The 25,200-nt window shown below is 72.4% G+C and carries 24 protein-coding genes and 2 pseudogenes; 17 read left to right on the top strand and 9 right to left on the bottom strand.

Annotation, left to right across the window (positions count from 1 at the left end):
• Positions 1-43 precede the first annotated feature (43 nt).
• Positions 44-481: a CS1 type fimbrial major subunit gene (locus ACFV0Q_RS06770; protein WP_385001509.1), complete on the bottom strand. Its 438-nt coding sequence runs from the start codon at positions 479-481 to the stop codon at positions 44-46.
• 96 nt (positions 482-577) lie between these two features.
• Here ACFV0Q_RS06770 and ACFV0Q_RS06765 point away from each other — a divergent pair.
• A pseudogene (locus ACFV0Q_RS06765) lies at positions 578-1,192 on the top strand (methyltransferase domain-containing protein); the annotation flags it as partial.
• 77 nt (positions 1,193-1,269) lie between these two features.
• Here ACFV0Q_RS06765 and ACFV0Q_RS06760 read toward each other — a convergent pair.
• Entirely contained in the window at positions 1,270-1,506 is a 237-nt protein-coding gene (locus ACFV0Q_RS06760) for a chaplin (RefSeq protein WP_385001506.1), read from the bottom strand.
• A gap of 208 nt (positions 1,507-1,714) precedes the next feature.
• Between ACFV0Q_RS06760 and ACFV0Q_RS06755 the strand changes: the two genes are divergently transcribed.
• Positions 1,715-2,599 (top strand): TIGR03619 family F420-dependent LLM class oxidoreductase, encoded by an 885-nt coding sequence (locus ACFV0Q_RS06755; protein ID WP_385001503.1) that lies wholly within the window; start codon positions 1,715-1,717, stop codon positions 2,597-2,599.
• Between the two features lie 17 nt (positions 2,600-2,616).
• On the opposite strand, the gene ACFV0Q_RS06750 is transcribed toward ACFV0Q_RS06755, so the two are convergent.
• A complete protein-coding gene (locus tag ACFV0Q_RS06750; protein WP_385001500.1) occupies positions 2,617-3,849 on the bottom strand; it encodes a TerD family protein in 1,233 nt (410 codons plus the stop codon).
• A gap of 276 nt (positions 3,850-4,125) precedes the next feature.
• Between ACFV0Q_RS06750 and ACFV0Q_RS06745 the strand changes: the two genes are divergently transcribed.
• Positions 4,126-4,593: an IPT/TIG domain-containing protein gene (locus ACFV0Q_RS06745; protein WP_385001497.1), complete on the top strand. Its 468-nt coding sequence runs from the start codon at positions 4,126-4,128 to the stop codon at positions 4,591-4,593.
• A gap of 147 nt (positions 4,594-4,740) precedes the next feature.
• The gene (locus ACFV0Q_RS06740) at positions 4,741-5,319 is read left to right on the top strand and encodes a DUF4352 domain-containing protein (RefSeq protein ID WP_385001494.1); all 579 of its coding nucleotides are present in this window, start codon (positions 4,741-4,743) and stop codon (positions 5,317-5,319) included.
• Between the two features lie 110 nt (positions 5,320-5,429).
• Here the strand turns inward: ACFV0Q_RS06740 and ACFV0Q_RS06735 are convergent.
• Positions 5,430-5,872: pseudogene (locus ACFV0Q_RS06735) on the bottom strand (IS5 family transposase); the annotation flags it as partial.
• Positions 5,873-6,262: 390 nt separating this feature from the next.
• Between ACFV0Q_RS06735 and ACFV0Q_RS06730 the strand changes: the two are divergent.
• The 4 genes from ACFV0Q_RS06730 (at position 6,263) to ACFV0Q_RS06715 (ending at position 11,015) form a co-directional block, all read left to right on the top strand.
• The gene (locus ACFV0Q_RS06730; RefSeq protein WP_385001491.1) at positions 6,263-6,640 is read left to right on the top strand and encodes a hypothetical protein; all 378 of its coding nucleotides are present in this window, start codon (positions 6,263-6,265) and stop codon (positions 6,638-6,640) included.
• Positions 6,641-6,739: 99 nt separating this feature from the next.
• On the top strand, positions 6,740-9,088 hold the full coding sequence (gene secD / locus ACFV0Q_RS06725) for a protein translocase subunit SecD (protein ID WP_385001488.1): 2,349 nt from the start codon (positions 6,740-6,742) through the stop codon (positions 9,086-9,088).
• 485 nt (positions 9,089-9,573) lie between these two features.
• Positions 9,574-10,335 carry a maleylpyruvate isomerase family mycothiol-dependent enzyme gene (locus ACFV0Q_RS06720; protein WP_385001485.1) on the top strand — a complete coding sequence of 254 codons (762 nt, stop codon included), beginning with the start codon at positions 9,574-9,576 and terminating at the stop codon, positions 10,333-10,335.
• Between the two features lie 350 nt (positions 10,336-10,685).
• Positions 10,686-11,015 carry a hypothetical protein gene (locus ACFV0Q_RS06715; RefSeq protein ID WP_385001482.1) on the top strand — a complete coding sequence of 110 codons (330 nt, stop codon included), beginning with the start codon at positions 10,686-10,688 and terminating at the stop codon, positions 11,013-11,015.
• An 80-nt stretch (positions 11,016-11,095) separates the two neighbouring features.
• Here ACFV0Q_RS06715 and ACFV0Q_RS06710 read toward each other — a convergent pair whose 3' ends face one another.
• The 3 genes from ACFV0Q_RS06710 to ACFV0Q_RS06700 all read right to left on the bottom strand — a co-directional run bounded on the left by ACFV0Q_RS06710 (position 11,096) and on the right by ACFV0Q_RS06700 (position 13,423).
• The gene (locus ACFV0Q_RS06710) at positions 11,096-11,935 is read right to left on the bottom strand and encodes a class II glutamine amidotransferase (RefSeq protein WP_385001479.1); all 840 of its coding nucleotides are present in this window, start codon (positions 11,933-11,935) and stop codon (positions 11,096-11,098) included.
• A gap of 319 nt (positions 11,936-12,254) precedes the next feature.
• Positions 12,255-12,968, bottom strand: coding sequence for an RICIN domain-containing protein (locus ACFV0Q_RS06705; RefSeq protein ID WP_385001476.1), 714 nt, complete (start codon positions 12,966-12,968; stop codon positions 12,255-12,257).
• The gene (locus ACFV0Q_RS06700) at positions 12,965-13,423 is read right to left on the bottom strand and encodes a hypothetical protein (RefSeq protein ID WP_385001473.1); all 459 of its coding nucleotides are present in this window, start codon (positions 13,421-13,423) and stop codon (positions 12,965-12,967) included. The genes ACFV0Q_RS06705 and ACFV0Q_RS06700 overlap by 4 nt, the downstream gene beginning before the upstream one ends.
• 303 nt (positions 13,424-13,726) lie before the next feature.
• On the opposite strand from ACFV0Q_RS06700, the gene ACFV0Q_RS06695 reads away from it, so the two are divergent.
• From ACFV0Q_RS06695 to ACFV0Q_RS06680, 4 genes are all read left to right on the top strand, one after another.
• Positions 13,727-14,623: an SDR family oxidoreductase gene (locus ACFV0Q_RS06695; RefSeq protein ID WP_385001470.1), complete on the top strand. Its 897-nt coding sequence runs from the start codon at positions 13,727-13,729 to the stop codon at positions 14,621-14,623.
• A gap of 116 nt (positions 14,624-14,739) precedes the next feature.
• Positions 14,740-15,612, top strand: coding sequence for a 3-oxoacyl-ACP synthase III family protein (locus ACFV0Q_RS06690; RefSeq protein ID WP_385001467.1), 873 nt, complete (start codon positions 14,740-14,742; stop codon positions 15,610-15,612).
• Between the two features lie 128 nt (positions 15,613-15,740).
• On the top strand, positions 15,741-15,890 hold the full coding sequence (locus tag ACFV0Q_RS06685; protein WP_385001465.1) for a hypothetical protein: 150 nt from the start codon (positions 15,741-15,743) through the stop codon (positions 15,888-15,890).
• Positions 15,891-15,926: 36 nt separating this feature from the next.
• Entirely contained in the window at positions 15,927-16,295 is a 369-nt protein-coding gene (locus ACFV0Q_RS06680) for a VOC family protein (protein ID WP_385001462.1), read from the top strand.
• A gap of 136 nt (positions 16,296-16,431) precedes the next feature.
• Here ACFV0Q_RS06680 and ACFV0Q_RS06675 read toward each other — a convergent pair whose 3' ends face one another.
• Together ACFV0Q_RS06675 and ACFV0Q_RS06670 are read right to left on the bottom strand one after the other, a co-directional pair.
• Positions 16,432-16,854, bottom strand: coding sequence for a VOC family protein (locus tag ACFV0Q_RS06675; protein ID WP_385001459.1), 423 nt, complete (start codon positions 16,852-16,854; stop codon positions 16,432-16,434).
• A gap of 101 nt (positions 16,855-16,955) precedes the next feature.
• Positions 16,956-17,579 carry a histidine phosphatase family protein gene (locus tag ACFV0Q_RS06670; protein ID WP_385001456.1) on the bottom strand — a complete coding sequence of 208 codons (624 nt, stop codon included), beginning with the start codon at positions 17,577-17,579 and terminating at the stop codon, positions 16,956-16,958.
• Positions 17,580-17,869: 290 nt separating this feature from the next.
• Between ACFV0Q_RS06670 and ACFV0Q_RS06665 the strand changes: the two genes are divergently transcribed.
• From ACFV0Q_RS06665 to ACFV0Q_RS06645, 5 genes are all read left to right on the top strand, one after another.
• Positions 17,870-18,475 carry a hypothetical protein gene (locus ACFV0Q_RS06665; protein WP_385001453.1) on the top strand — a complete coding sequence of 202 codons (606 nt, stop codon included), beginning with the start codon at positions 17,870-17,872 and terminating at the stop codon, positions 18,473-18,475.
• A 462-nt stretch (positions 18,476-18,937) separates the two neighbouring features.
• On the top strand, positions 18,938-20,422 hold the full coding sequence (locus tag ACFV0Q_RS06660; protein ID WP_385001450.1) for an aldehyde dehydrogenase family protein: 1,485 nt from the start codon (positions 18,938-18,940) through the stop codon (positions 20,420-20,422).
• A 14-nt stretch (positions 20,423-20,436) separates the two neighbouring features.
• Entirely contained in the window at positions 20,437-22,002 is a 1,566-nt protein-coding gene (locus tag ACFV0Q_RS06655; RefSeq protein WP_385001448.1) for a GMC family oxidoreductase, read from the top strand.
• A complete protein-coding gene (locus ACFV0Q_RS06650; protein WP_385001445.1) occupies positions 21,999-23,087 on the top strand; it encodes a glycine betaine/L-proline ABC transporter ATP-binding protein in 1,089 nt (362 codons plus the stop codon). Before ACFV0Q_RS06655 ends, ACFV0Q_RS06650 begins: the two co-directional genes overlap by 4 nt.
• A gap of 229 nt (positions 23,088-23,316) precedes the next feature.
• Positions 23,317-25,200, top strand: a complete 1,884-nt coding sequence (locus ACFV0Q_RS06645; protein ID WP_385001512.1) for an ABC transporter permease subunit — start codon at positions 23,317-23,319, stop codon at positions 25,198-25,200.

Raw genomic sequence — 25,200 nt, 5'->3', positions numbered from 1 at the left:
GTGCGCGGCCACGACGGCCGCGCACCGCGCGCGGCCGTACGGATCAGGCGGTGTGCTGCTTGATCACGATGGAGACGATGGCTTCGTAGAGGCCTTCGCCGGGATCGCCGGGCCGCGCCTGGCTGATCTCCAGCGGCAGGACGGCCGACGCGCCGGGGGCGGAGGAGTCCGCGAAGAGTTCGGCGGCGGTGAAGACGACCGTACTGAGGGACAGTGCCCGGCCGTTCAGCGTCACACCGAGCGGCAGCGCCTTGACGTCACCCCCGAGGGTCCGCAGCAAGGACGGCTCGTGGGCCAGCTTCACGGTGACCTCCCCGGCGGCGTCGTCGGAGAGGATGCGTACGTCCTCCACGTGCGGACGCAGGCCCGAGCCGGATTCGAGCCGTCCCTCGATCACCTCCGGCAGCGGTTCTCCGCCGGGCCGGACCAGGGACAAGCCTCCGCCGGTCTCGGCGTGGATCTTGATGTGGGCTTCGCTCATCGCCGTCCTCCTGTACGTACCGGACACACGGACCCCGGGGTCTCCCGAGAGCTGTCGTTGTCCAGGGAGGCAACGACCGCGTACTCAGCGTAGTCGGCCGAGCGGGTGGGCCCCGAGGGAAAGGTGATCGCCACCGACATCGACGTGTCCTGGACCCGGGACATCGCCGGGGACGTGATCGAGGTGCTGCGCCACGACGTGGCGGCCGATCCGCCGCCTCCCGGCGGCTTCGACCTCGTCCACGCCCGACTGGTGCTGGTGCACGTCACCGACCGTGCCGAGGCACTGCGCCGGATGGTCCGGGCGCCGCGCCCCGGCGGCCGGCTGCTCCTGGAGGACGCCGACCCGGGGTTGCAGCCGTTGTCGCGTCCGGACGAGTCGGGCCCCGAACAGCGGCTCGCCAGCCGCTTGCGATCCGGCTTCCGCGCCCTGATGGCGGCACGGGGCGCGGACCTCGCGTACGGGAGAACCCTGCCCGGGCTGCTACGAGAGGCGGGCCTGGACGACGTACAGGCCGACGGGTACTTCCCGGTCGCCTCGCCGGCGTGTGCCGTCCCGGAGGCCGCGACGGTGCGGCAGATCCGCGGCCGTCTGGTGGCGGAAGGACTGGCCGCGGACGAGGGGATCGACCGGCATCTGGCGAACGTCGCCACCGGCCGCCTCGACCTGGCCACCGCCCCGATGATCTCGGCGTGGGGCCGCCGCCCGTAACCGTTCCCGCCCGGGGCGCGGACGCGAGGCGTGCGCGCCCCGGGCGGGACCCGTGGTCACATCCGGCCGCGCCGGGGTCAGGTGTTGATGCAGGTGTTGGCGGCGGCCGGGTTGAGCAGGCCGATGATGTTGACGGTGTTGCCGCACACGTTGATCGGAATGTGGATGGGCACCTGGACGACGTTGCCGGAGAGGATGCCGGGGGAGCCGACGGCGAGGCCCTCGGCGTTGGCGTCGGCGACGGCGGCACCGCCGGCGCCGAGGATGCCGGCCGCGGCCAGAACGGTGGCGGCGATCGCAGTTCGAATACGCATGTCACTCCAAGGTCGATGACGGAACGTCGAACCAGGATCACACCGCTTGTGAGGCCCTTCCGACCGGCATTCACCTGACCAACGGCGTGTTACGGCGAACCGTCGGAACTCTTCACCCGCACGGCCCAGCCCGCCCCCCACCGCCTGTGTCAGGTGTCACCCGTGGCGCCCTTGGACCCCGCGGCCACCCCGCGGCCACGATGGGGCCATGGACATTGGCATCGCACTGCCCCAGTACGGCACCCACGCGCAGCCCGCCCGCATCGCCGGCTTCGCGCGCGACGCGGAGAGCGCCGGGTTCGACTCGCTCTGGGTGGGGGACCGCTCGCTGACCCCCGTCGAGCCCAGCGACATCTACCCGGGCTACACGCGGGAGAACCCGTACCCGCCGGAGTACCGGACCTTCCTCGACCCGCTCACGGTCCTCACGGTCGCCGCCACCGCGACCACCCGGGCCCGGCTCGGTATGAGCACCCTCAACGCGCCTTGGTACCCGCCCCTGTTGCTGGCACGCAGCCTCACCTCGCTGGACCTGGTGAGCGGCGGCCGGCTGGACGTCGGGTTCGGCATCGGCTGGATGCGCGACGAATACACCGCGGTCAACGCCGACTTCAGCCGACGCGGGGAGCGGCTCGACGAGATCCTCGACATCGTCCAGGGCATGTGGACACAGGAGGAGTTCGAGCACCAGGGTCCGCACTGGCGCATCCCGCGCTCCCACGTGGGCCTCCGACCGGCCCAACAGCCGCATCCTCCCGTCTACTTGGGCGGCTTCTCGCCCGCCGCGATGCGCCGCGTGGGCCGCCGGGCGGACGGCTGGGTCGGAGCCGTACTGCCCCGCGAGACCCTCACCGGGCTCTGGGGCGTCGCCCGGCAGGCCGCCGAGGAGGCCGGCCGCGACCCCGATGTCCTGCGGCGGAACATCCGCTTCAACGCCGAGCCGGGCGCATCGTACGAGGAGATCGGGACGGTCCTCGCCGGGATCCGGGACACCGGCGCCGACGGCTGCTTCATCGACCTCCAGCGCTGCGTGCGCGAACCGGACGAGGCCGTGGAACTCGGCATCAGGGTCCTGGAGTTCGTACGCGCATGACCGCGCGGCGGGGTCGGTCAGTCCTTGCTGGCGGCGTGCCAGCTCATCCCCCACCCGTATTCGATGTCCGCGGCCTGCTGCTTGAAGATGCCCGGCGCCAGGACGAGGTACTTCGCCTCACGCCGGACGATCAGTTCCCCGTTCACGTTCTCGATCAGCGCGATGGCGGCGACCGGCGACTGAACGGTGCACTCGTCCAGACGCATCTCGATCGGCGGACCGGTGGGCGGATACAGCGTGGCGACCCCGTGCAGCCCCGCGAAGCTGGTCGCCCCGTCGTAGATGACCACGAACACCAGGAGCCGCTTGATCTCGGCCGCGTGATCGAGATTGATGAAGAGGTTCTCACCCGACTCGCTCGCGCCGGTCCGGTCGTCCTGGTCCAGCCGGACGTACGGCGGCTGGTCGAACGAGCCGAAGTCGTTGTCGATGGGGTGGACGATCCCCGTCGATCCGTCCCGCAGCTCCCACAGGCAGGAGAGGTCCAGATCGACGTCCTCCAGCCGGACGGCGTCCTTCCCCTTCTTCATCCAGCCGCGCGGCGGGGCGGCGGCGCTCCACGAGAGATTGACCCGCATGGCCCCCGAGGTGGCCCCCTGCTTGGTCAGCGACACCGCGGGCGCCGCCTTGGTCAACGTGATCTTCGACAGCCGCACCGTCGGGGCGGGCGCGGGGGGCTTCGGCGGAGTCGCCACCTGCTGCACCGCGGGGGGAGGCGTGGCGGCGGGCTCGTCGACCGTGATGCCGAAATCGGTGGCGAGCCCCGCCAGGCCGGAGGCGTACCCCTGGCCCACCGCCCGGAACTTCCAGGCGCCGTTCCGCCGGTACAGCTCCCCGAGCACGAACGCCGTCTCCGACGTGGCACCCGTGGCGTCGAACCGCGCCACCTCGGCGCCGCTCCCCGCGTCCAGCACGCGTACGAACAGGCCGGACACCTGCCCGAACGTGCCGTCGGTGGACGCCGCGACCACCACGGTCCCGACCTCCTGCTCCACGCCGGACAGCGTCACGGTGATCGTTTCGAGCACGCCCCCGCCGTCCTGACGCCTGCCCTCGTGACGCACCGCACCACTGCCATGCACAGGCTGGTTGTAGAACACGAAGTCGTCATCCGACCGCACCTTGCCGGCCGCCGTCAGCAACAGAGCCGACACGTCCACGTCAGGGGCCCCGGGACCCCCTTGCCATCCCAGCTCGACCCGGACCTTGGTACTGCTGACCGGTACATTGGCACCCTTTTGCAAGGACATGTGGGTCCCCCTTCCACGACTTTCCCAACGCCCGCAGCGTACGAGGTTTTCCCACGCTCCCCTCCCCGAAGGCAGGGATTGAAGCGGGCAGTTCCGCACCGCTGTGCCCGGCACGTCACCTCGGCGGACCGGACGACGGATTGGGCCGAGTGGCCGCACACCACCTGCGCGTGATTCCGCACCCGCCCATGATGGGCTGGCACGCGTGGCCCGTGCCGGCAAGCCGGGTGTCATGGGTGCGAGCGAACGCTCCTGCTCTGCCGGAAGGTATTCGTCATGAGGTGCATGCTCCTCCGCGCCGCCACGGTGCTCTTCGCCGTGGCGACGCTGGCCGTCGCCCCGGCACTGCTCCCGTCCGGGGCTTCGGCATCGGCCGCTCCCATCGCCGACCCGGCCGCCGACCACACGACCTGCCCGGGGCCGGCCACCTGTCCGCCCGCGCCCGGGTTCGCCGATCCGGCGGGTGAGGTCGTCTTCCTCACCCCTGACACCGGCCCGCGCAGCGGAGGATTCACGGTGACCCTGACGGGTACCGGCCTCACCCCCTACAACCGAGTCCTGTTCGGCGTCCTGGACGACAGGGGCTGCTTCATCGGCCTGCCCGCGACCGACACGGTCGTCATCAGCGACACCACCGTCGTCGCCACGGCCCCGGCATGGCCCTCGGCAGCCCAGGTGACCGTCGTGGCCGCGACCCCCTCCGGCCGCCTCACGAACCCCCTGACCTTCACCTACGTCGACTGAACCGCTACTCGACGCCCCTGTCCCCACGGAACATCGCCGGAGGCTGCGGCGAAACTTGACCGAAGGCTGCGGCTCGTCGCCGGGGATCCGTCATGCTGGCCCCTTGAGCACGCACACTCCGGGGGGACAATGCGCCACAGCACCACCATGACGGCATCCATGAGCGCGATGTTCGTCCTTGCCCTGCTCACCGCGTGCAGCGCGTCAGGCGCCTCGGTCGTTTCCAAGGGCAGGGCCACACCGGACGCCGCCGAGTCCACGGCGGTCCGCAGCTCGCCCGCGCCCTCGCCAACGCAGGCCAGGACGCGGTTCCCCGTCGGTGAGGTCGCGGAGATCACCGACGCCGGCGGCACGCTCACCGCGGTGGCCCTCGCCTACACCCAGCCCGTCGAAGGCCCCCAGCCGCCCGACAGGAAGACACTCGGCGGGGATGTCTGGGCCACCGCCGAGGTCAAGGTCTGCAACACGGCGGCCAAGACCTTCACGGTCAGTCAGTTCCCCTGGTCACTCGCCTACGAGGACGGAACCCGCATCAAAGTCACCGGTCTCGACGGTGGCGACCTGCCCAAGCCGGAGTTCCCGACCGACGGTGTGGCGGTCAAGCAGGGCGACTGCGTCCGCGGAAAGATCCCCTACCCCGTGCCGGGTGACAAGCGGCCGGCGCGCATCGTGTACGCCCCCGAGGCGCTCAAGGAGCCGATCGACTGGGTTCTTCCCGCCGGATAGGAGAGGTGCCCTCTGATTCGGCTGTCGCCGATGCGCCCTCCGCCTGGAGCCGACGGGCGAACCAGGTCCAGATCCGGGCCATTGCCTTCGGTCAGGTAGCGGCCACGAGGCCGACGGTACTTGTCGAAGTCGTAGCCCCGGTCGGCGAACAACTGCCGCGACCGGTGACGGGGGCGACCGATCACTCCGCGGATCCGGGGGATCGCGTCGAGCAGGGGCAGCAGCTGAGTGATGTCGTGGCGGTTGCCACCGGTCAGGGTGATGGCGAGCGGGGTGCCGCCTGCGTCGGTGATGACGTGGTGCTTCGAGCCGGGCCGGGCACGGTCGACCGGGCTCGGCCCGGTTTTGGGCCGCCCCGACGGGCCTGGGGGCGGGAGCCGTCGATCACCGCCCAGGACTAGTCCAGCTTCCCGGCACGGTGCAGCTCGGTCGGCAGCACCTGGTGCAGCCGGTCCCACACCCCGGCCTCGTGCCAGTCCCGCAGCCGGTGCCGGCACGTCATCCCGGACCCGGACCCGAAGCCGCGCTCCTGCGGCAGCCGCTCCCACTGGACGGCCCTGTCCTCCCGAAGCTGCCACGAAGTGACAAGTAGCTCTCCGTAGCAAATCCGTGGTGGGCTCGTCCGGGTTTTCGATCTTTCCGGATTCTTGAGGAGCCGCTCGGCGGCGTTGGTCCGGTCACGAAGACCGGAGGGAGCGCGGAGTGCGGCAGGAGTGGGAGCCGGAGGACTTGATCGAGGTCTGGACGCTGTTGGAGGAGGACCAGGAGCGGCTTCGGAGCAAGTCGGGGGCGGCGAACCGGCTGGGTTTCGCGCTGTTGCCGCAGTTCTTCGGCTTCCGAAGAACTGCCGAGGAACACGGAACGGACCGGGGCGCCCCATACGTTGAGCAGGGCGGGGCCACGCCGTGCGCACCCGACGAGCACCGAAGCGATGGGGGGACGTGTGCCGCAACAGAGCCGCTCCGCGCGCCTGGCCGCGTCCGCGCTGACCCTCGTCGTCACCGTCCTCGCGCTGTTCGTCCCGGTGGCCGGGGCGCAGGGCATGCCCATGCCCGCCGACAGGCCGCTCGCCCACCACACGGTGGCGGGGCACGCCGGACAAGGGGCAGGACCGGACGACGTCCCGGCGCTGCCTGTCGCGGTCACGCACCGACCTGACGCCCACGTCCCGGGCCCGCAGCCTGCGGGCCCCGCGCGTACGGCCGTCGACACGGCCCCGCGCCGCCCCCTGGGCGGGCCCGACACGGGCCCCGCCACCGCACTCGCGCCGCCGCGCAGGCCGGCCGAGTCCGCCGCCCCGCGCGGCCCGCCCCACCGATGAGCACGCAGACCGTCATCGACGCCTGACCCTTCTGACCCGGCGCACACCGCGCGGGGCCGGTCACGCGTCCCTCCGTCCTGCCCTCATCGTGGAGTACGCATGTCTCGCGCACCCTTGTCCCGCCCATCCTTGTGGAGAGCGATCGTCGCGCTGGCGGCCGTCGCGCTGTCCCTCTACATCGCCTTCACCCAATCCGCCCGCCTCGGCCTCGATCTGCGCGGCGGCACCCAGATCGTCCTGGAGACCCGGGACTCACCCACCGTCAAGGCCGACGCCGCATCCACCGACCGCGCTCTGGAGGTCCTCAGACAGCGCGTCGACGCCCTCGGCGTCTCCGAACCCGGCATCGCCCGTTCCGGCGAGAAACGGATCATCGTCGAACTGCCCGGAGTGCAGGACCCACGCAAGGCCGCCGAGGTCATCGGCCGCACCGCACAGCTCACGGTCCACCCGGTGACGGGGACGACGGCCGACAAGGGCTCCGCGAAGCCCGAGGCCGACGGATCGCGCACCCTGCCCGACCCGGACCAGCCGGGCAACCACCTGAAGCTGGGCCCCACCGCCCTCACCGGCGAGGGGATCAAGGACGCCGAGGCGGTCCTGGACCAGCAGTCGCTCAACGGCTGGATGGTCTCCCTCGACTTCCGCAAGGGCGCGGGCGGCACCTGGGCGAAGATCACCTCGGACGCGGCCTGCGCGCCTCAGGGCGCTCCGGAACGCCGCGTCGTCATCACCCTCGACAACAAGATCATCTCGGCGCCCGGCGTCAACGCGGACGTGGTGTGCGGGACCGGTATCACCGGCGGCTCCACGCAGATCAGCGGCAACTTCGGCCGGGCCGAGGCGCGCGACCTGGCGGCGCTCGTGAAGGGCGGCGCGCTGCCGGTGCCCCTCGACGTCCTGGAGCAGCGCACGGTCGGCCCGACGCTCGGCGCCGACGCGATCGAGGCGAGCGCCAAGGCCGCGCTCATCGGCATCGCCCTGACCGCACTGTTCATCACCGTCGTCTACCGGCTCCTTGGCGCGCTCGCCGCCTTGGCCCTCGCGCTGTACGGCCTCATCTCGTACGCCGCTCTGGTGGCGCTCGGCGCGACGCTCACGCTGCCGGGGCTCGCCGGGTTCGTCCTGGCGATCGGCATGGCGGTGGACGCGAACGTCCTGGTCTTCGAACGGGCCAGGGAGGAGTATCTGGGCGTCCGTTCCAAGGACTTGGCGAAGCCGGTGAAGACCGGTTTCGCGAAGGCATGGAGCGCGGTGATCGACTCGAACGTGACGACGCTGCTCGCCGCCGGATTGCTGTTCTTCTTCGCCACGGGCCCGGTCAAGGGCTTCGGGGTCACCCTGTGCATCGGTGTCCTGGCATCGATGCTCACGGCGCTCGTGATCACCCGCGCGCTCGCGGACTTCGCCGTCGCCCGCAGCTTCGTACGCAAGCGCCCCGGTCTGACGGGCATCGCCTCGACGGGCCGAGTCCGCACATGGCTGTCCCGCCGCAACCCGAACCTGGTCCGCCACCGTCGCCGCTGGCTCGGCGCGAGCGCACTCCTGGTGGCGGTGGCCGTCGCGGGAATCTTCATCCGCGGCCTGGACTTCGGCGTGGAGTTCACCGGCGGCCGCCTCGTCGAGTACAGCACCAGCAGGTCCGTCGACGCGGACACGGCCCGCAGCGCCGTGTCCGACGCGGGGTTCCCGCGCGCGGTGGTGCAGGAGTCCGGCGAAGGCGACATCACCGTACGCACGGAGAAGCTCACCGACGACGAACAGCAGCGCGTCAAGGCGGCCTTGGAGAAGCCCGGCGGAACCGTCACGGTGGAGCGTGACGAACAGATCGGCCCGAGCCTCGGCAGCGAACTGCGCCAGAAGGCGCTCCTGGCCCTGGGCATCGCGGTGGCCGCCCAACTGATCTACCTCAGCGTGCGGTTCCGCTGGACCCTGGCGGCAGCGGCAGTCTCTGCGATGGTCCACGACGTCCTCCTCGTGGTGGGCCTGTTCGCCTGGCTGGGCAGGCCGGTGGACAGCGTCTTCCTGGCGGCGCTGCTCACGGTGATCGGCTACTCCGTGAACGACACGGTGGTCGTCTTCGACCGCGTCCGCGAAGCGCGCCGCCGAGACCCACGAGGCAACCTGGAGGAAACGGCCAACCACGCGGTGGTCCAGACACTCCCGCGCACGGTGAACACGGGCATGGGAGCCCTGTTCATCCTGACCGCACTGGCGGTACTGGGCGGCGACTCGCTGGCGGACTTCTCCGTGGCGCTGATCGCGGGCGTCCTGGTCGGCACCGCCTCGACCATCTTCACCGCGGTCCCGATCGCGATCGCCCTGGAACACCGCAACCCGCCACCACCACCGGCACGGGGCCGCCGCGCCGCGAAGGAAGTCCCTGACGAGTACAGCCCGTTGGAGGCGCGGAGGAAGAAGGAGAGGGGGACGGGGGCGGTCGTCTGAGCCCGCGAGGACGCTCCTGAGGCCGAGGGCAGCCTCCATCAACGCCGACCGGGCCTCCACGGAGCTCCGCCAACCGCGGCCACGCTCCGTGGAGGCCCGGTCGGGAGAGGGCCTGCTGAGCGCGCACTCACCCCGTCTGAGCGCGCCGTTCCTGCACCCGCGGCATCCTCCGGGAACCGGGCCTCCACCTCGAAGGACTTCAGCAACAAAGCGAACCCCAGCCGGTTCGCCCCGACTTGTTCCGCAACCGCTCCTGGTCCTCCTCCAGTAGCGTCCAGACCTCGATCAGGTCCTCCGGCTCCCAGTCCTGCCGCACCCCGCGCTCCCTCCGGTCGTCGTGACCGGACCAACCTCGCGGAACCGCCCTCTCACTTCACGGGAGCTTCGGGAGGACAGGGCCTGGACCAATAGGTGCTCGAACTTCCGCAGCTGACGGCTTGGAAAATGGGGTGCGGTCGGCTGAGCTGGGTTGATAGGTAAGTGATGTGACAGAGAGTCTTGAGTTTTCCGCCCTGCTGCAACTGATCGACGAGCGGTCGGCCGCGTTCCGGAGTGCGGTTGCCGCCGCGCCCAGCCTTGAGGCGCCGGTGCCGTCCTGCCCCGAGTGGACGTTGTTCGATCTGGTGCAGCACCTGGGTACGGGCCAGCGCTGGTGGGCCGCGATCGTCGCCGCGGGCCCGGCCGAGGCTCCGCCGGCCAAGAACGCCGCGGAGGTGCCGCGCGAGCTCGAGGCGCTGCTGGCCTGGTACGCCGAGTCGAACGAGCTGCTGCTGAGTACGCTGCGCGAGGCTGGCCCGGAGCGCGAGTGCTGGGCGTGGTGGGGCGCCGGCGTGTCGCCGACGAACGCCTGGGGCGTTGCCCGGCGCCGGGTGCACGAGGTGCTGGTGCACACCTACGACGCCCAGCTCGCCGCAGGCGCCGTGCAGCCGATGCCGGCGGACATCGCGATCGACGGCGTGGCCGAGTTTCTCGACACCTGCAACTCCACCCCGGCGGCCTGGCCGCACGAGGCCGCCACCATCCACTACCACGCCACCGAGGGCCGCTCCTGGCTCCTCGCGTTGGACGGCACCGGCGCCTGGCCCGCACCACTCACGGACGACGCCGCGCCCGCCTCCGCTTCGGCCACGGGCACGGCCGAGCAGCTGCTCCTCTTCGTCTGGGGCCGCCTCACGCTCAGCGACCTGAAGATCGAGGGCGACCAGCAGGTGTTCGAGCAGCTGATCGCCTGGGAGCCCGAGGAGTAGCCGGCCCATACCGCCAGCGGACGGCCTTGATGACGTCCGCCCCGGTGAACATCGCGAACAGCTCCGCGATCGCGCGGCGGACGCTCTGGCGGCAGCCGGGATCGGGCACCCGTCCGGCTTCACCCACGAGGTGGTGTTCCGGCGCTGCCTTGCCTGTAGCCAGCTCAACATCGTGCGGGAGGAGGACTTCGTCTGCGTGTTCTGTGATGGGGCACTGCCGCAAGAACGGAACGCGGATGGGCGGGGACGCCAACCGCGGGCGAGCGAGGACGGTGCGGCACGCCCTACGCGCGGCGATACCATTTCTCCCGTCATGACGGGGCCCGGCGAACCCGAGCAGAGGACGTTGAGTGACCATCAAATCAACCCCCGAGGCCTTCACCTTCGGCGGCGACACCCACCACGTCAGCCGTGAGGAGATCGAGGCAGCGGCCGAGCGTCTCGTCCCCGCCCACAGCGCCACGCCACTGCCCTACTCGTGGTACGCGCTCGTCGGTGGCGGCCTCTTCTACGTCGGCGCACTCATCAAGCAGGTCACCGGTGTGGAACCTTCGGTGAAGACCGCCCGGGTGGTCCTGCATTCCCTGGGCTTCCCGGTCATGGCGTACGCGTGGAACGAGGAGTTCATCCAGGCCGGCCACCCGGCGAACGTCAACGGGTACCCGTCCCACGGCAGCTGATTCCGGGTCCGCCGGCCCGGACTGCCGATGCGGCCGACGCACGACCACCCGGCGACGGTGGCCCCGGCGGTCCGAAACCGTCACGGGAATTCGGGGAAGAACGGGAGGTAGTCCGCGTCCGGGCCGGACGGGATCACCGCGTAGCTGGATTCGGGCAGTTCGTTCCACACGCCGTGCAGGTCTCCCAGGGGCTCGGAGACCACGATGCGGGTCTCGTCGGAGATCTCGCTGAGGTAGGACACCTCCGGGTGGAGATGGCGTACGGTCTCGGCCCGGCTGCTGTAGAAGAGGGACCGGGACTTCCCCTGGCTGGAGTAGCGGAAGGCCCATACGCGCTCGCCGTTGCTCACCGCCACCGTCATCTGCAGCGGCTCCGGCACACCGTGCTCCTTGCCGAGGTGCTCCACGAGGCCCGCCATACGGGCCACCGCGCCGGGGACGTCCTGGTCGAGGCCGTAGGTGACCGCCAGGTAGAACATCACCTCTGAGTCCGTGGACCCCTCGATGCACGGGAAGAGCGCCGGGTCGACCGCCATGCAGAGGTCGCGCTGCAGCCGGGGGAAGTCGGCGATGGCCCCGTTGTGCATCCAGAGCCAGCGACCGTGGCGGAACGGGTGGCAGTTGGTCTGCTGGATCGCCGAACCGGTGGAGGCGCGTACGTGGGCGAAGAACAGGGGGGAACGGACGTGCGCGGCGAGTTCGCGCAGGTTGCGGTCGCTCCAGGCCGGCCCGATGTCGCGGAAGACCGCGGGCGTCCCGTCGCCGTCCGTGCTGTACCAGCCGATGCCGAAGCCGTCCCCGTTGGTCGACTCGACGCCCATCCGGGCGTGGAGGCTCTGGTTGATCAGTGAGTGCTCAGCGCGGTAGAGCACGGCGTCGAGGACCATGGGCGTGCCCGAGTAGGCGAGCCAGCGGCACATGCGCACCACCCCTTTCGCGGCCTGCTCCGAGCGTAGCGCCGACGGTGGCGCACTTCCCGTCGCCGGGCTGTTCGGCGGACCGGGCCGCGCCGCCGTTCAGGCCGTCGGCCGAGCGGGGATGCCGGGAGGCGGCCGCCCGTGGCCGGGATCGGGGCGCCCGTCTGCAGGCCGGCCCCCTTCTCTCGACCGCTCACGGTGCGTACTCGGTCGCCTCGTCACCGTATTCGATCACGGAGCGTAGTCGCTTGGGCGCGGCAAGCGGGCGCATGTCCGCTCGGGCGGTCCACCGGGTCCGGAACGCCAGCCATCCGCGAGGCCGTTACGGGGCGAGGTGCCACCACTGGTCGTCGTACTCCTCGCCGCAGGACGTCTGCGCCGCGGGCCGGGCCACCTCTCGGCCCTGCGCCACCAGGCACTTGGCATTGCGGGCGTTGCGCAGCGCGAAATGCCCGGCTCGGTCGCCGGTGCCCCACTGCGGTTCCCAGCGCTGCCCGTCGTCCTGGGCGGTGCAGGCGAGCTGCCGGGCGGGGGCGAGGTTCTCCAGGCCCGTCACGGCCAGGCATCGGCCGCTGTGCGCGTTGCGCAGCGTGCGGGCGGCGCCGCCGTCCTGGGTCAGGGTCCAGGTCCGGTCGGCGGCGCCGGTGCAGGTGTCCTGCACCGGCACGAGGCCGTCCCCCGTGCCGGGCGCCCGCAGACACAGCCCGCTGCCATCGTTGACCAGCCGCCCGGTGAGCACCGACGGATCCGCGCCGGCCGTGCCCGGTGCCGGTGCCGTGGCCCTGTTCGTGATCTGGGGCCCGGCGGGCGGGCCATCGCCCCTCGTGCCCCGGTCGCCGCCCACCCGTACGGCGATCACGGTGGCCACGCACACCAGGACGACCGCGCAGGCCGAGAGGATGCCCGTGCGGTGTTCGTGGAAGTTGACCTGGAGGTTCCCGCTGCCGCGCTGTACTCCGGCCGGGCCGTGGAAGGCGTCCCCGCGGCGGTCGTCATCGCGCTGACCGTCGTCCCCGGTGGGCCCGGCCCCGGTCACGGGCGGGAGTCGAACCGGTTCAGCTGGACGTTGCCGTCCCCGGTCTGGACCGCCGCCGGGCCGTGGAACACGTTCCGTGTGACACCCCCGGCGCTCGGGCGCACTGCCGGCGCGACCTCGTCGAGCAGCGCGCGGAGCTCCGCCGCGACCGCCGCCCGCTCGTCCGGTTCCAGCTGCTCCAGCAGGTCCTCCGTACGGGTCCGCCAGGCCGCACCGTGCCGCGTACGCTGCTCGCCCCTGTCGCCTTCCGGCCCGTCGCCGTCCTGCCCGGCCGCCGCCAGTTCGGCCGCGCTCCGGTCCAGGCGTTCCAGCTGGGCGGTCTCCTGCTGCCGGTTCCCGCGGCCGAGCAGCCGGGCCAGCCGGTTCCGGAACACCAGCCAGGCGTCCGTCCCGGCGGCCTGCACGACGCTCGACCCCACCGACGCCGCCAGCGCGGCCATCGCCTCGTCCAGCATGACGTTCCCCCTTCGCCGCCCCCGCGCCGTGCCGCAACGGTAGCCCCGCCCGCCGCGCCCGCGACAGCCGTACGTGCGCCGGATCCGGCCGAGTTCAGTACCGGTTCCGGCCACCGCGAGCGGTACATCCGCGGGCCGGGTGGTGTGCCGAGTGGGCCCGGCGCCGGGGTCGCAACCTTGATGGGTACCTGTCGTTGTCCTCGCAAGGGGCGCGGCCGGTCGGCCGCGGCACAGCTGTCCGGCTGGGAAGGGTGTGGGGGCGTGGTGGTCGTGCCATCGGGCGGGTGCGGGCGGAGCGTGGTGGTGACCGGAGCGACCGGCGGGATCGGCCGGGTGATCGTGTTCCGCCTCGCGGGCGCGGGCTGGGACGTGATCGCCGGAGCGCGCGACCGGGAGAAGGCGCGGGCACTGGAAGCGGACGCCGCCGGGCTCGGCCTGGCCCTGCGGACCGTACAGCTGGACGTCGCGTGCGAGCAGTCCTGCCGCGAAGCGCTGGAGGAGGCCGCCGAGATGACCGGTGGCGGCCCGTGGGCGCTGGTGAACAACGCGGGCATCCCGCAGGCGGGCGCCCTCGCCGACGTCGACGACGCACGGGCCCGCCACCTGCTGGAGGTGAACCTGCTGGGCCCGGCCCGGCTGTGCCGACTGGTCCTGCCGGGCATGGCCGCCCGCGGCGGCGGCCGGATCGTGAACATCTCCTCGGGCCTGGGCCGTGTCCCCTGGCCGATGGGCGCCTGGTACAGCGCGGGCAAGCACGCCCTGTCGGCCCTCACCCACTGCCTGCGCGTGGAGGCCGCTCACCTCGGTGTCCGCGTCTGCCTCGTGGAACCCGGCGCGTTCGCCACACCCATGCTCGGCCGCGCCCTGACCGACCTCGACACCGTCGGCGACCCCGGAAACCCCGGATACGGCGCCACGACACGCCTGTTCGCCTCCGTGGACCGCCGCGTGCCGGGACCCGAACCGGTGGCGCGCACGGTGGAGGCGTGCCTGACGGCCCGCCGGCCGCGCCCCCGCTACGTCGTCGGGCGCGACGCCCGCCTCCTCGTCCCGCTCCACACCCTGCTGCCGCTGGCATGGACCGACCGTCTCAAGCACGCCGCCACCGGCCTGCCCCGCACCAGCACCCCCGCGCCGACTGGCACGCCACCGGGGCCCCGGCTCGGCGAGCCCTCCGGGCGTGCGAAGGAGCGCGCGTGAACCCGTACAGCCGTATCACCCACGCCTCGGTCCACTTACCCACCCGGCGCCAGAGCGCCACCGAGATCGAACAACGCTTACGCCGCCACAGCCCGTCCCTCAAAGTCCCGCCCGGCTTGCTGCGACGCACCTTCGGTCTCCACGAACGCACCGTCGCCGACCCCGGCGACCTGCCGTCCGATCTCGCCGCCCGTGCCGCCGCGCGACTCCTGCACACCGCACGTCTGGACGCGTCCGACATCGACCTGCTGCTCTTCGCGGCCGTCAGCGCCGACGTCCGTGAGCCCGCCAACGCCCACATCGTCGCGGCGAAGACGGGCCTGTCCTGCCCCGCCTTCGACATCGGCAACGCGTGCAACGGAGTCGTCAACGCCCTTCAGGTCGCCGACGCCCTGATCCGTACGGGCCGGCACCGCCGCGTCCTGATCACCTGCGGGGAAACCCTCACCCGCCTCTCCCGCTGGGAGCTGACCCGCGAGCACCTCCGCACGGGACTGACCTCCCTGACCGGCGCCGACGTGGGCGCAGCCCTCCTGGTGGAGGCCTCACCCGTCCCGGGCATCACCGACTCGGTGTTCCTGGCCAACTCCGCGGGCTGGCCCGCCGCCACCCTCTACGACGCCCACCACGCGCCCGACCACCCGCAGGGCCTCCACGTGGATTCCGAGGCGCTCCTGGGCTCCTTCATCGATCTGGACGCCCAGGCGGCGCAGTGGCTCAAGGAACAGGAGGTCGACGTCCGCGCACTCGGCCTCGTCTGCGTCCACCAGCCGTCGGTGCCCTTCGTCGACACCTTCTGTGCCCGCATGCGCATCGACCCCGCGCAGGTCATCCCCACGTTCCCGCACATCGGGAACGCCGCCGCCGCGACGTTGCCCCTCCAGCTCGCCCACGCCGTCCGCCTCCGCCGCCTGGCCCCCGGCGACACCGTGGCGCTCTTCGGCCTGGCCAGCGGAGCGAGTGCCGCGGTGATGCTGATGCGCTGGTGACGAACCCGCCGGACGGCGGCGGCGTTCGAACCGGCAGGAGCTCCTGCGCGGAGCGGCCACAGAACCACACCCCGGCGCACGAGCCGTCAGACACCTGCCCGGCTGTGGGCAGGTGCCGCAGAGCGGCCGTGCTGCTCGTAGAGGCGGTCGGCCACCCGCCGAGCCGCGTCGCCACCGCCAGGCCGCCGGCCGTCACCGACCCGCTCGTCGATGCCCTCGCAGAAGCCCTCGACGCCGCGGGACACGCCTGGGCCGGGGGCGCCGCGTTCCGCCTCTAGGGTGTACGAAGAGCCCTCGATCGACCCGGAGATGCCATGCCCCTGCGGATGAAGCTGCGCGCGATCACACTCGACTGCCCTGATCCGCCGGCTCTGGCGGCGTTCTACCAGCAGGCCACCGGCCACGAACCTCACCCGAAATCCGACGCCGACTTCGCCGGTCTCAACTGTGAGGACGGACTCTTCATCGGCTTCCAACGGGTCGACGACTACCGGGCTCCCCGCTGGCCCGACCAAACCGTTCCTCAGCAGTTCCACCTCGACTTCGCCGTCGACGACCTGGACGAAGCCGAGAACCGCCTGCTGGAACTGGGTGCGAGCAAGCCGGATCACCAGCCGAACGAGGACATCTGGCGGGTTCTCATCGATCCGGCCGGGCACCCTTTCTGCCTGGTCAGAGACTGATAGGCAGTCGTACGCGAGCTGTTGGCAGCGGGGTTCCGTCAGCTGCTTTCCCGGTAGTCCATGAACCAGTGGGTGTCGAAATAGCGGGCCATCGTGAACCGGTGGAGCCGTCGAGGACATCGAGGACGTCCTCCGGCTACGCGGTGATGGCGGCGACGAGTTCGATTTCGAAGCCGTCGCGGGATTCGAGGTAGGCGGCGTGCTGGTGGGTTCCGCCGGCGTGGGGGTGGCGGTCGGGGAACAGGAGCGTCCAGCCGTTCGCGAGGGCCTTCGCGGTCAGCACGTCGACCCGGGCGGGGCTGTCGATGTGGAAGGCGAGGTGGTTCAGGCCCGGCGCGCAGCGGTCGTGCCGGTGGGCGGTGAGGGCGGGGGACTGCTCGAAGACGAGGTAGGTGGGGCCCAGTTTCCAGCTGCGGCCGTGCTCCCAGCTCTGGTGGAGGGTGTAGCCGAGATCTTCGAGGAACCACTGCCAGTCGGCGACGGCGCGGTCCAGGTCGGGGACCCAGATCTCGACGTGGTGGAGCGTTCCGGGGAGGGGAGGGGCCAGGTCCTCAGGCACGGAGGGTGCACTCCTTGGGGGTGGTCGGGGCCGCAGCCTATACCGGCCCACCTGGGTCGCGGCCAGATGCGGCGCCCGGTTGCCCATCGGCCAGGCGGGCCTCAGACGTGGAGGTCGGTGGGGAAGCCGGTCCAGCGGAGCTCTGCGGGGAGGTGCCCCGTGTCGTTGTAGAAGAGCACGGACGCGGGCCGGCCGGGCGCGTAGCGGATGACGGTCAGCGCGGCGTTGGCATGGTTGAGGCCCATCCAACGCCACTTCGGCGCGTCGAGGGCGGCCCGGACGAGCCAGCCGATGAGGAAGTTGTGGGTGACGACCAACTCGTGCCGTGGCTCGTCACCATCGACTGGTCCGGCGAACCGTGCGAGAGCCTGTTTCGCCAACTCCGGGCCGCATTCACGCTCCTCGGCCGGGAACTGGGCCAGGTGGCCGAGCATGGCACCGGCCGATTCCGAAGGCAGCTCTTCCCTCTGCGGCAGGTAGGGGATGTAGTCCCCGGCAAGTTCCGACGTCCGCAAGGGAACGCCGTCGAGCTGGTCGCCGATCAGGTGGGCGGTCTGCGCCGCTCGCGGGAGCGGGCCGTGGTGGATGGCCGAGAGCGGGCTGCGCCGAAGTCGCGCACCGAGCAGTACGGCCTGCCGGCGGCCGTTGTCCGTCAGCTCGCTCTCGTCCGCTGAGGCCTCGCCGTGCCGGGCGAGGTAGAGGTAGCGGGCAGCGGTTCCAGCCATGGGCGAAGCCTCCGTCAGCGTTCGTGATCTTGTGGATGCTCGAATGGACGCCGAGATCCGCCGTGCGGTTCCGTCGCCGACGGACGCCCCGGGCCCGTTCCGGGTCGGGTCGGGTCCTGGACTGTCCGGACGACAGTGGGCGCATGCGGGCGGTCGGCCGGACCGGAAACGGTCAGATCCGCTCATTCGTGAATTCGGGCACGGCTGTTGTTCCGGCTGCGGCATCGTCGTACTGCGGCGGCCCCGGCCGGGGCCGGCCCGTACGGGTGGCGGGGAGTTGGAGGGGTGTCGTGGGCGAGCGGGAGACGTGGACGACGGAGGAGTTCGGCTCCTCGCACGAGGGTGCGGTCGGCGTGTTGCTGGCCGACGGGAGCGTTCCCGGACCGGCGTATTTCGATACCGGCTCCGGCCCGGGCGGGCAGTCGGTGTCGCAATGGAGCGTCTACGACGGCCACTTCGCCCACGTACCCCGGGCGTCCGCGCTGCGCGCGGTGTGCTCCTGCGGCTGGGCCGGGCCCGAACACCGACTCGACTGGGAGGCGATCGGCGAGGAGGACCTGGAGGAGGGCGGTGAGGCCGAGGCGGACGCGTGCGAGCGGGACTGGGACGGGCACACCGCCCGGATCGAGGCGACGACGGTCCGCCTGCCGGAGTCGGTCACGCACCTGCTGGAGCGGCTGGAGCAGGAGATCGACCAGCTGACCCGGACGTCCCCGGTCGCGGCCGTACGGGCGGCCCGCCGGCTGGAGGTCACCGCGGGGCGGGTCGGCTACTGGGCGGCGCGGGGCACTCGCCATGACCTGAGCACGGGGCAGGCCGCGGCCGCGCTCGGACTGGACGAGGCCGCCGCACGCAAGCTGATGGCCCGATTCGGCCGCTGGAGCCCCTACCTCTGAATCCCCTCCGCCCCGCCGGGTGGCGCCGCGGTGTGACAGCGGCCCCATCCGGCCCGGCCACGCATCGAGAACTTCCGGCGGACGCACTCCGGCGTGCTGCGCGCGAGCGGCCGTCAGCGTGCCGGCCGACTGCTGACGAGCGGTGACTCACCGCGCTGATCGCCGACGGCGAGACCGCTCCGGTCCCGCGCACCCTCAACGCCGACGACATGGCCGCTCAAACGGCTCGACCTGCCGTTTGAGCGGGCTCCGGGCGTGGTGGAGCGCCGCCTGCGCCCTGTGACGGGCCGGCTGGGCATCCCGTATGTCCCAATCTGCCCCCCACTTCCCCGTCGCGACGGGGAGTGACTCCCGTCACTTCCCGTGACGGATGGGACATGGCTTCCTCGGGACCGGGCAAGCGGGCACGAGCAGCACCACCGCGGGGAGTCCGCGGTGCCGGAATCGGAGGTACAGCGCGTCGTGTCCGAGCAGACGACCATCCACATCGCCGGGACCTGGCGTTCCGCGGTATCAGGAGCCACCCGAGAGGTCCTCGACCCGGCGGACGCCACGGTCCTCGCCGTCGTCGCCGAGGGCGGCACCGCGGACACCGACGCGGCCGTCAGTGCCGCCCGCGCGGCCTTCGACGGCGGGGAGTGGCCCCAGACCCCCGTCCTGGAGCGGGCCGCCCTGCTGCGCCGCACCGCCGACCTGCTCCACCGCGACCGCGAACGGCTCGGGCTGCTGGAGAGCCGCGACGCGGGCAAGACCCTCGAAGAGGGCCGCGTCGACGTGGACTGCGTCGCCGACGCCTTCCGCTACTTCGCCGACCTCGTCGCCGGAGAGAGCGCGGGCCGCGTGATCGACGCCGGCACCCCCGACGTCCACAGCGTCGTCGTCCACGAGCCCGTCGGGGTCTGCGCCCTGATCACCCCGTGGAACTACCCCCTCCTCCAGGCCTCCTGGAAGATCGCCCCCGCCCTCGCCGCGGGCAACACCTTCGTGCTCAAGCCCAGCGAGATCACCCCGCTGTCCACGGTCGCCCTCATCGGCCTGCTGGCGGAAGCGGGACTGCCGGCCGGCGTCGCGAACCTGGTCACCGGCCCCGGCGACCCCGTCGGCGCGCGCCTCGCCGCCCACCCCGACGTCGACCTCGTCTCCTTCACCGGCGGTCTCACCAGCGGTACGAAGGTGATGCGCGCGGCCGCCGACTCCGTCAAGAAGGTCGCCCTCGAACTCGGCGGCAAGAACCCGAACGTCGTCTTCGCCGACGCCTGCGCCACCGAGGAGGGCTTCGACACCGCCGTCGACCAGGCCCTCAACGCCGCCTTCATGCACAGCGGCCAGGTCTGCTCCGCCGGCTCCCGGCTCATCGTCGAGGAGAGCGTCGCCGAGCGCTTCGTCGCCGAACTCGCCCGCCGGGCCGACCGGATCCGCCTCGGCCGCGGCACCGACCCGGGCGTGGAGTGCGGGCCCCTGGTGTCCGCCGCCCAGCGCGAACGCACCGAGGAGTACGTGGCCTCCGCCCTCGCCGAGGGAGCCGTACTCCGCTCCGGCGGCGAACGCCCCGACGGGCCAGGCTACTTCTACCGGCCGACCGTCCTGGACCGCTGCCACCGCGGGATGCGCGTCGTACGGGAGGAGGTCTTCGGGCCGGTCCTGACCGTCGAGACCTTCCGTACCGAGGCCGAGGCCGTCGCGCTCGCCAACGACACCGAGTACGGGCTCGCCGGTGCGGTGTGGACCTCCGACCCGGGCCGCGGCCGCCGCGTGGCCGGCCGGCTGCGCCACGGCACCGTCTGGATCAACGACTTCCACCCCTACCTCCCGCAGGCGGAGTGGGGCGGCTTCGGAAAGTCCGGCATCGGACGCGAACTGGGCCCGTCGGGACTGGCCGAGTACCGCGAGTCCAAGCACGTGTACCAGAACCTCGCCCCGCGCCCCGTGCGCTGGTTCGCGGGCTGAAGGAGGAACAGAGCATGACCACCCCCACGCACAGCCCCACCCCCACCCCCACGGAGCAGCAGTACGACTACGTCGTCGTCGGCGGCGGCACCGCCGGCTCGGTGATCGCCTCCCGCCTCACCGAGGACCCGGACGTCACCGTCGCCGTCATCGAGGGCGGCCCCAGCGACGTCGACCGCCCCGAAGTCCTCACCCTGCGCCGCTGGATGGGCCTGCTCGGCGGCGAGCTCGACTACGACTACCCCACCACCGAGCAGCCCCGCGGCAACTCGCACATCCGCCACAGCCGCGCCCGCGTCCTCGGCGGCTGCTCCTCGCACAACACCCTCATCGCCTTCAAGCCGCTCCCGTCCGACTGGGACGAGTGGGCGCGGGCGGGAGCCGAGGGCTGGCACGCGGCCGCCATGGACCCCTACTTCGACCGGCTCCTCAACAACATCGTCCCGGTGGACGAGAAGGACCGCAACGCCATCGCGCGCGACTTCGTCGACTCCGCGCAGAGCGCCCTGGGCGTCCCGCGCGTCGAGGGCTTCAACCGCAAGCCCTTCCACGAGGGCGCCGGCTTCTTCGACCTCGCCTACCACCCCGAGGACAACAAGCGCTCCTCGGCGTCCGTGGCTTACCTCCACCCCGTCATGGACGAGCGCCCCAACCTCACGATCCTCCTGGAGACCTGGGCCCACCGCCTGGAACTCGACGGCACCCGGGCGCGCGGGGTCCACGTACGCGCCTCGGACGGTACGGAGTCCCTGGTCACCGCCCGCCGCGAGGTACTGGTGTGCGCCGGCGCGGTGGACACCCCCCGGCTGCTGCTGCACTCGGGCATCGGCCCGCGCGCGGACCTGGAAGCCCTCGGCATCCCCCCGGTGCACGACCTGCCCGGCGTGGGGGAGAACCTGCTCGACCACCCCGAGTCGGTGATCGTCTGGGAGACCGACGGCCCGATACCGGAGAACTCCGCGATGGACAGCGACGCGGGGCTGTTCGTCCGGCGCGACCCCGAATCCGCGGGACCCGACCTGATGTTCCACTTCTACCAGGTCCCCTTCACCGACAACCCCGAGCGCATCGGCTACGAACGGCCCGCGCACGGCGTGTCGATGACCCCCAACATCCCCAAGCCCCGCAGCCGCGGCCGCCTCTACCTGACCAGCGCGGACCCCGAGGTGAAACCGGCCCTGGACTTCCGCTACTTCACGGACGAGGACGACTACGACGGCCGGACCCTGGTGGACGGCATCAAGCTCGCCCGCGAGATCGCCGCGACCCAGCCGCTCGCCGGCTGGCTCAAGCGGGAAGTGTGCCCCGGCCCGGAGATCACCGGCGACGAAGAGCTGAGCGCCTACGCCCGCTCCGTCGCGCACACCGTCTACCACCCGGCCGGCACCTGCCGGATGGGCGCCGCCGACGACCCCGGCGCCGTCGTGGACCCGGACCTGAAGATCCGCGGGCTCGAAGGCATCCGCATCGCGGACGCCTCCGTCTTCCCCACGATGCCCGCGGTCAACCCGATGATCGGAGTGCTCATGGTCGGCGAAAAGGCAGCCGAACTGCTGGCCCGCGAAGGCGGTACCCGGTGAACACGACCCCCGCCGTGAAGAGCACCCCCGCCGCGCCCCCCGTCTTCGCCGTGGACGGCCTGTGGAAGGTCTTCGGCCCCGAGAAGGCGGCCGCCAAGGTCCCCGGCTCCGCCGACGCCGACCTGTCCGCCGCCGAACTGCGCGAGCGCACCGGCTGCACGGCCGCCGTCCGGGACGTCACCTTCGACGTCCGCAAGGGCGAGGTCTTCGTCGTGATGGGCCTGTCCGGCTCCGGCAAGTCCACCCTCGTACGCTGCCTCACCAGGCTCATCGAACCCACCGCCGGAAGCCTCGCCATCGACGGCGAGGACGTCCTCGCCATGGACGCCACCCGGCTGCGCGCCCTGCGCCGCCACCGCGCCGCCATGGTCTTCCAGCACTTCGGCCTGCTCCCGCACCGCACCGTCCTCGACAACGTGGCGTACGGACTGGAGATCCAGGGCGTCGGCCGCGGCGACCGCCGGGACAAGGCCGCCGAACTCGTCGCCAAGGTCGGCCTCGAAGGACTCGAGGAGCGCCGCCCCGGCCAGCTCTCCGGCGGCCAGCAGCAGCGCGTCGGCCTGGCCCGGGCCCTCGCCGCCGACCCCGAAGTGCTCCTGTTCGACGAGCCGTTCAGCGCGCTCGACCCCCTCATCCGCCGCGAGATGCAGGAGGAGGTCGCCCGGCTCCACCACGAAGAGGGCCGCACCATGGTCTTCATCACCCACGACCTCGCCGAGGCCCTGCGCCTGGGCGACCGGATCGCGCTGATGCGCGACGGCCGCATCGTGCAGCTCGGCACGCCCGAGGAGATCGTCGGCTCGCCCGCCGACGACTACGTACGGGACTTCGTCCGCGACGTCCCCCGCGAACAGGTGCTCACCGTCCGCACCGCGATGCGCCCCGCCACCGCCGGCGAGGCCGACCAGGGACCCGCACTGGGCCCCGCCACCACCGTGGTCGAGGCCATCCAGGCCGTCGCCCGCAGCGGCGGCCCGGCCCGCGTGGTCGACCACGGCCGCTGCCTGGGCGTCGTGGACGACGCGGGGCTGCTCGCCGTCGTCGCCGGGCTCCCGGCCGCCACCGGACCGGGGGTGGCGGCATGACCCGCCCCGCCCGTTGCGCGGTCCCCGTCCCCGATGCCCGGAGGTGGTGCGCATGACCGCGACCCCGACCCCCACCGCGACCGACGCCCGCGCCGCCGCCCCTTCGGAAGCCCCGCAGTCCGCCGAACGGCCCGCCGGCCCGCGTCACTCGCGTACCGCGTCCGCGCAGCAGGACCGCCCCCGCAGAACCCTGCCCGGCCGCGCCGGGCGTCGCGGAGTCCTCCTCCCGATGGGCGTCGCCGTCGCCCTGCTGATCCCGCTCGCCGTGGCCTTCCCGGGCGCCGGCAGCTGGCCCGCGGCCCTGGCCGTCGACCTGTCCGGCCCGCTCGGCCGCGCCGGCGACTGGATCATCGACCACCGCGACAGCCACCCGCTGTTCCTCTACTTCTTCGGTCACATCAGCAACGCCGTCGTGGTGTCCGTCCGCGCCGTGTACGTGCTGCTGCTCGCCGCCGGCTGGACCGGGGTCACCGCCCTGGCCGCCCTGGTCGCCTGGCGCCTCGCCGGCATCCGGCTCGCCCTGACCTGCGCCGCCGCCTTCGCCGCCTGCGGACTGCTCGGCATGTGGGTGCCGACCATGCAGACCCTCGCGCTGATGGCCGTCGCCGTCGCCGCCTCCGTCGTACTCGGCGCCCTGCTGGGCCTCGCCGCGGGGCTCTCCCCGCGCGCCGACCGCGCCCTGCGCCCCGTACTCGACACCATGCAGATCCTGCCGGCCTTCGCGTACCTGCTGCCGATGGTGCTGGTCTTCGGCATCGGCGTGCCCGCCGCCGTCCTCGCGACCGTGGTCTACGCCGCCCCGCCCATGGCCCGCCTCACCGCCCTCGGCCTGCGCGAGGCCGACGCGGGAGTCATGGAAGCCGCCGCCTCGCTCGGCGCCACCGGGCGCCAGCGACTGCTGACCGCCCGCCTTCCGCTCGCGCGCCGACAGCTCCTGCTCGGCGTCAACCAGGCCATCATGACGGGCCTGTCCATGGCCGTCATCGCCTCCGTGATCGGCGCGGGCGGCCTCGGCGACCGCGTCTACCAGGCCCTCGCCTCCGTGGACGTCGGCGCCGCCCTGGCCGCGGGCATCCCGATCGTGCTGCTCGCCGTGGTGCTGGACCGCACCGCCGACGCCGCGGGCCGCCGGATCGGCGCCACCGTGCCCGTCGGCGAACAGGACCTGCTGCGCCGGGTGTTCTCGGGCTGGTACGGCCGCTTCCTCACCCTCCTCGCGGCGGTCGCCGCCGCCGTCGCCGGGCGCATCGCCGGCAGCACCCTGTGGCCCGAGTCCTGGACCGTCTCCCTCGCCGCCCCGGTGAACTCGGCCGTCGCCTGGATGACCGACCACCTCTACTCCGGCGTCCCCGTCGTCGGCGGCACCGCCGACTGGGCCGCCCGCTTCACCGGCTGGATCCTCGACCCGCTGCGCGGCGGACTGCAGGCCGCCCCCTGGTGGCTGCTCCTGCTCGTGGCCGCCGCTCTCGCCCTGCTCGCGGGCACCTGGCGCACCGCCCTCACCGCGGTCCTCGCCCTGGGCGCCGTCGGAGTCCTCGGCGTGTGGGAAGCCTCCCTGGACACGCTCTCCCAGGTCCTGGCCGCCGTGGCGGTCACCCTCGTACTGGGCTTCGCGATCGCCGTGGGAGCGGCTCGCAGCGCCCGCGCGGAGCGGCTGCTGCGGCCCGTCCTCGACGTGTGCCAGACCCTGCCGCAGTTCGTCTACCTCATCCCCGTGGTCGCGCTGTTCGGCGTCGGCCGCGCACCGGCCGCCGCGGCCGCCGTCGTGTACGCGCTGCCGGCCGTCGTCCGGATCACCGTCCAGGGCCTGCGCGAGGTGGACCCGACCGTCGTCGAATCCGCCCGCTCGCTCGGCGCGACCCGCTCGCAGCTGCTCCGGCAGGTCCAACTGCCCCTGGCCCGGCCGGCGCTGCTGCTGGCCGTCAACCAGGCCGTGGTCCTGGTCCTCGCCGTCGTCATCATCGGCGGCCTGGTCGGCGGCGGCGCCCTCGGCTACGACGTCGTCCTCGGCCTCGCCCAGGGCGACCTGGCCACCGGCCTGGTGGCCGGCGCCGCGATCGTCTGCCTCGGCCTGCTCCTCGACCGCGTCACCCAGCCCGTGAAGGAGGCCTGA

Origin of the sequence: Streptomyces sp. NPDC059564 (genome assembly GCF_042735575.1) — a bacterium.
Taxonomy (GTDB): Bacteria; Actinomycetota; Actinomycetes; order Streptomycetales; family Streptomycetaceae; genus Streptomyces.
The sequence above is the reverse complement of the archived record's forward strand: the minus strand, read 5'-3'. Positions and strand labels throughout refer to the sequence as shown.

Coding starts and splice junctions, on each gene's coding strand:
- ACFV0Q_RS06700 (WP_385001473.1), bottom strand. CDS start 13,423: ATGCTGGACGAGGCGATGGCCGCGCTGGCGGCGTCGGTGGGGTCGAGC.
- ACFV0Q_RS06710 (WP_385001479.1), bottom strand. CDS start 11,935: ATGTGCCGCTGGCTCGCCTACTCGGGCACGCCCATGGTCCTCGACGCC.
- ACFV0Q_RS06645 (WP_385001512.1), top strand. CDS start 23,317: ATGGGCGTCGCCGTCGCCCTGCTGATCCCGCTCGCCGTGGCCTTCCCG.
- ACFV0Q_RS06655 (WP_385001448.1), top strand. CDS start 20,437: ATGACCACCCCCACGCACAGCCCCACCCCCACCCCCACGGAGCAGCAG.
- ACFV0Q_RS06745 (WP_385001497.1), top strand. CDS start 4,126: ATGAGGTGCATGCTCCTCCGCGCCGCCACGGTGCTCTTCGCCGTGGCG.
- ACFV0Q_RS06760 (WP_385001506.1), bottom strand. CDS start 1,506: ATGCGTATTCGAACTGCGATCGCCGCCACCGTTCTGGCCGCGGCCGGC.
- secD (WP_385001488.1), top strand. CDS start 6,740: ATGTCTCGCGCACCCTTGTCCCGCCCATCCTTGTGGAGAGCGATCGTC.
- ACFV0Q_RS06740 (WP_385001494.1), top strand. CDS start 4,741: ATGACGGCATCCATGAGCGCGATGTTCGTCCTTGCCCTGCTCACCGCG.
- ACFV0Q_RS06680 (WP_385001462.1), top strand. CDS start 15,927: ATGCCCCTGCGGATGAAGCTGCGCGCGATCACACTCGACTGCCCTGAT.
- ACFV0Q_RS06755 (WP_385001503.1), top strand. CDS start 1,715: ATGGACATTGGCATCGCACTGCCCCAGTACGGCACCCACGCGCAGCCC.
- ACFV0Q_RS06770 (WP_385001509.1), bottom strand. CDS start 481: ATGAGCGAAGCCCACATCAAGATCCACGCCGAGACCGGCGGAGGCTTG.
- ACFV0Q_RS06750 (WP_385001500.1), bottom strand. CDS start 3,849: ATGTCCTTGCAAAAGGGTGCCAATGTACCGGTCAGCAGTACCAAGGTC.
- ACFV0Q_RS06670 (WP_385001456.1), bottom strand. CDS start 17,579: ATGGCTGGAACCGCTGCCCGCTACCTCTACCTCGCCCGGCACGGCGAG.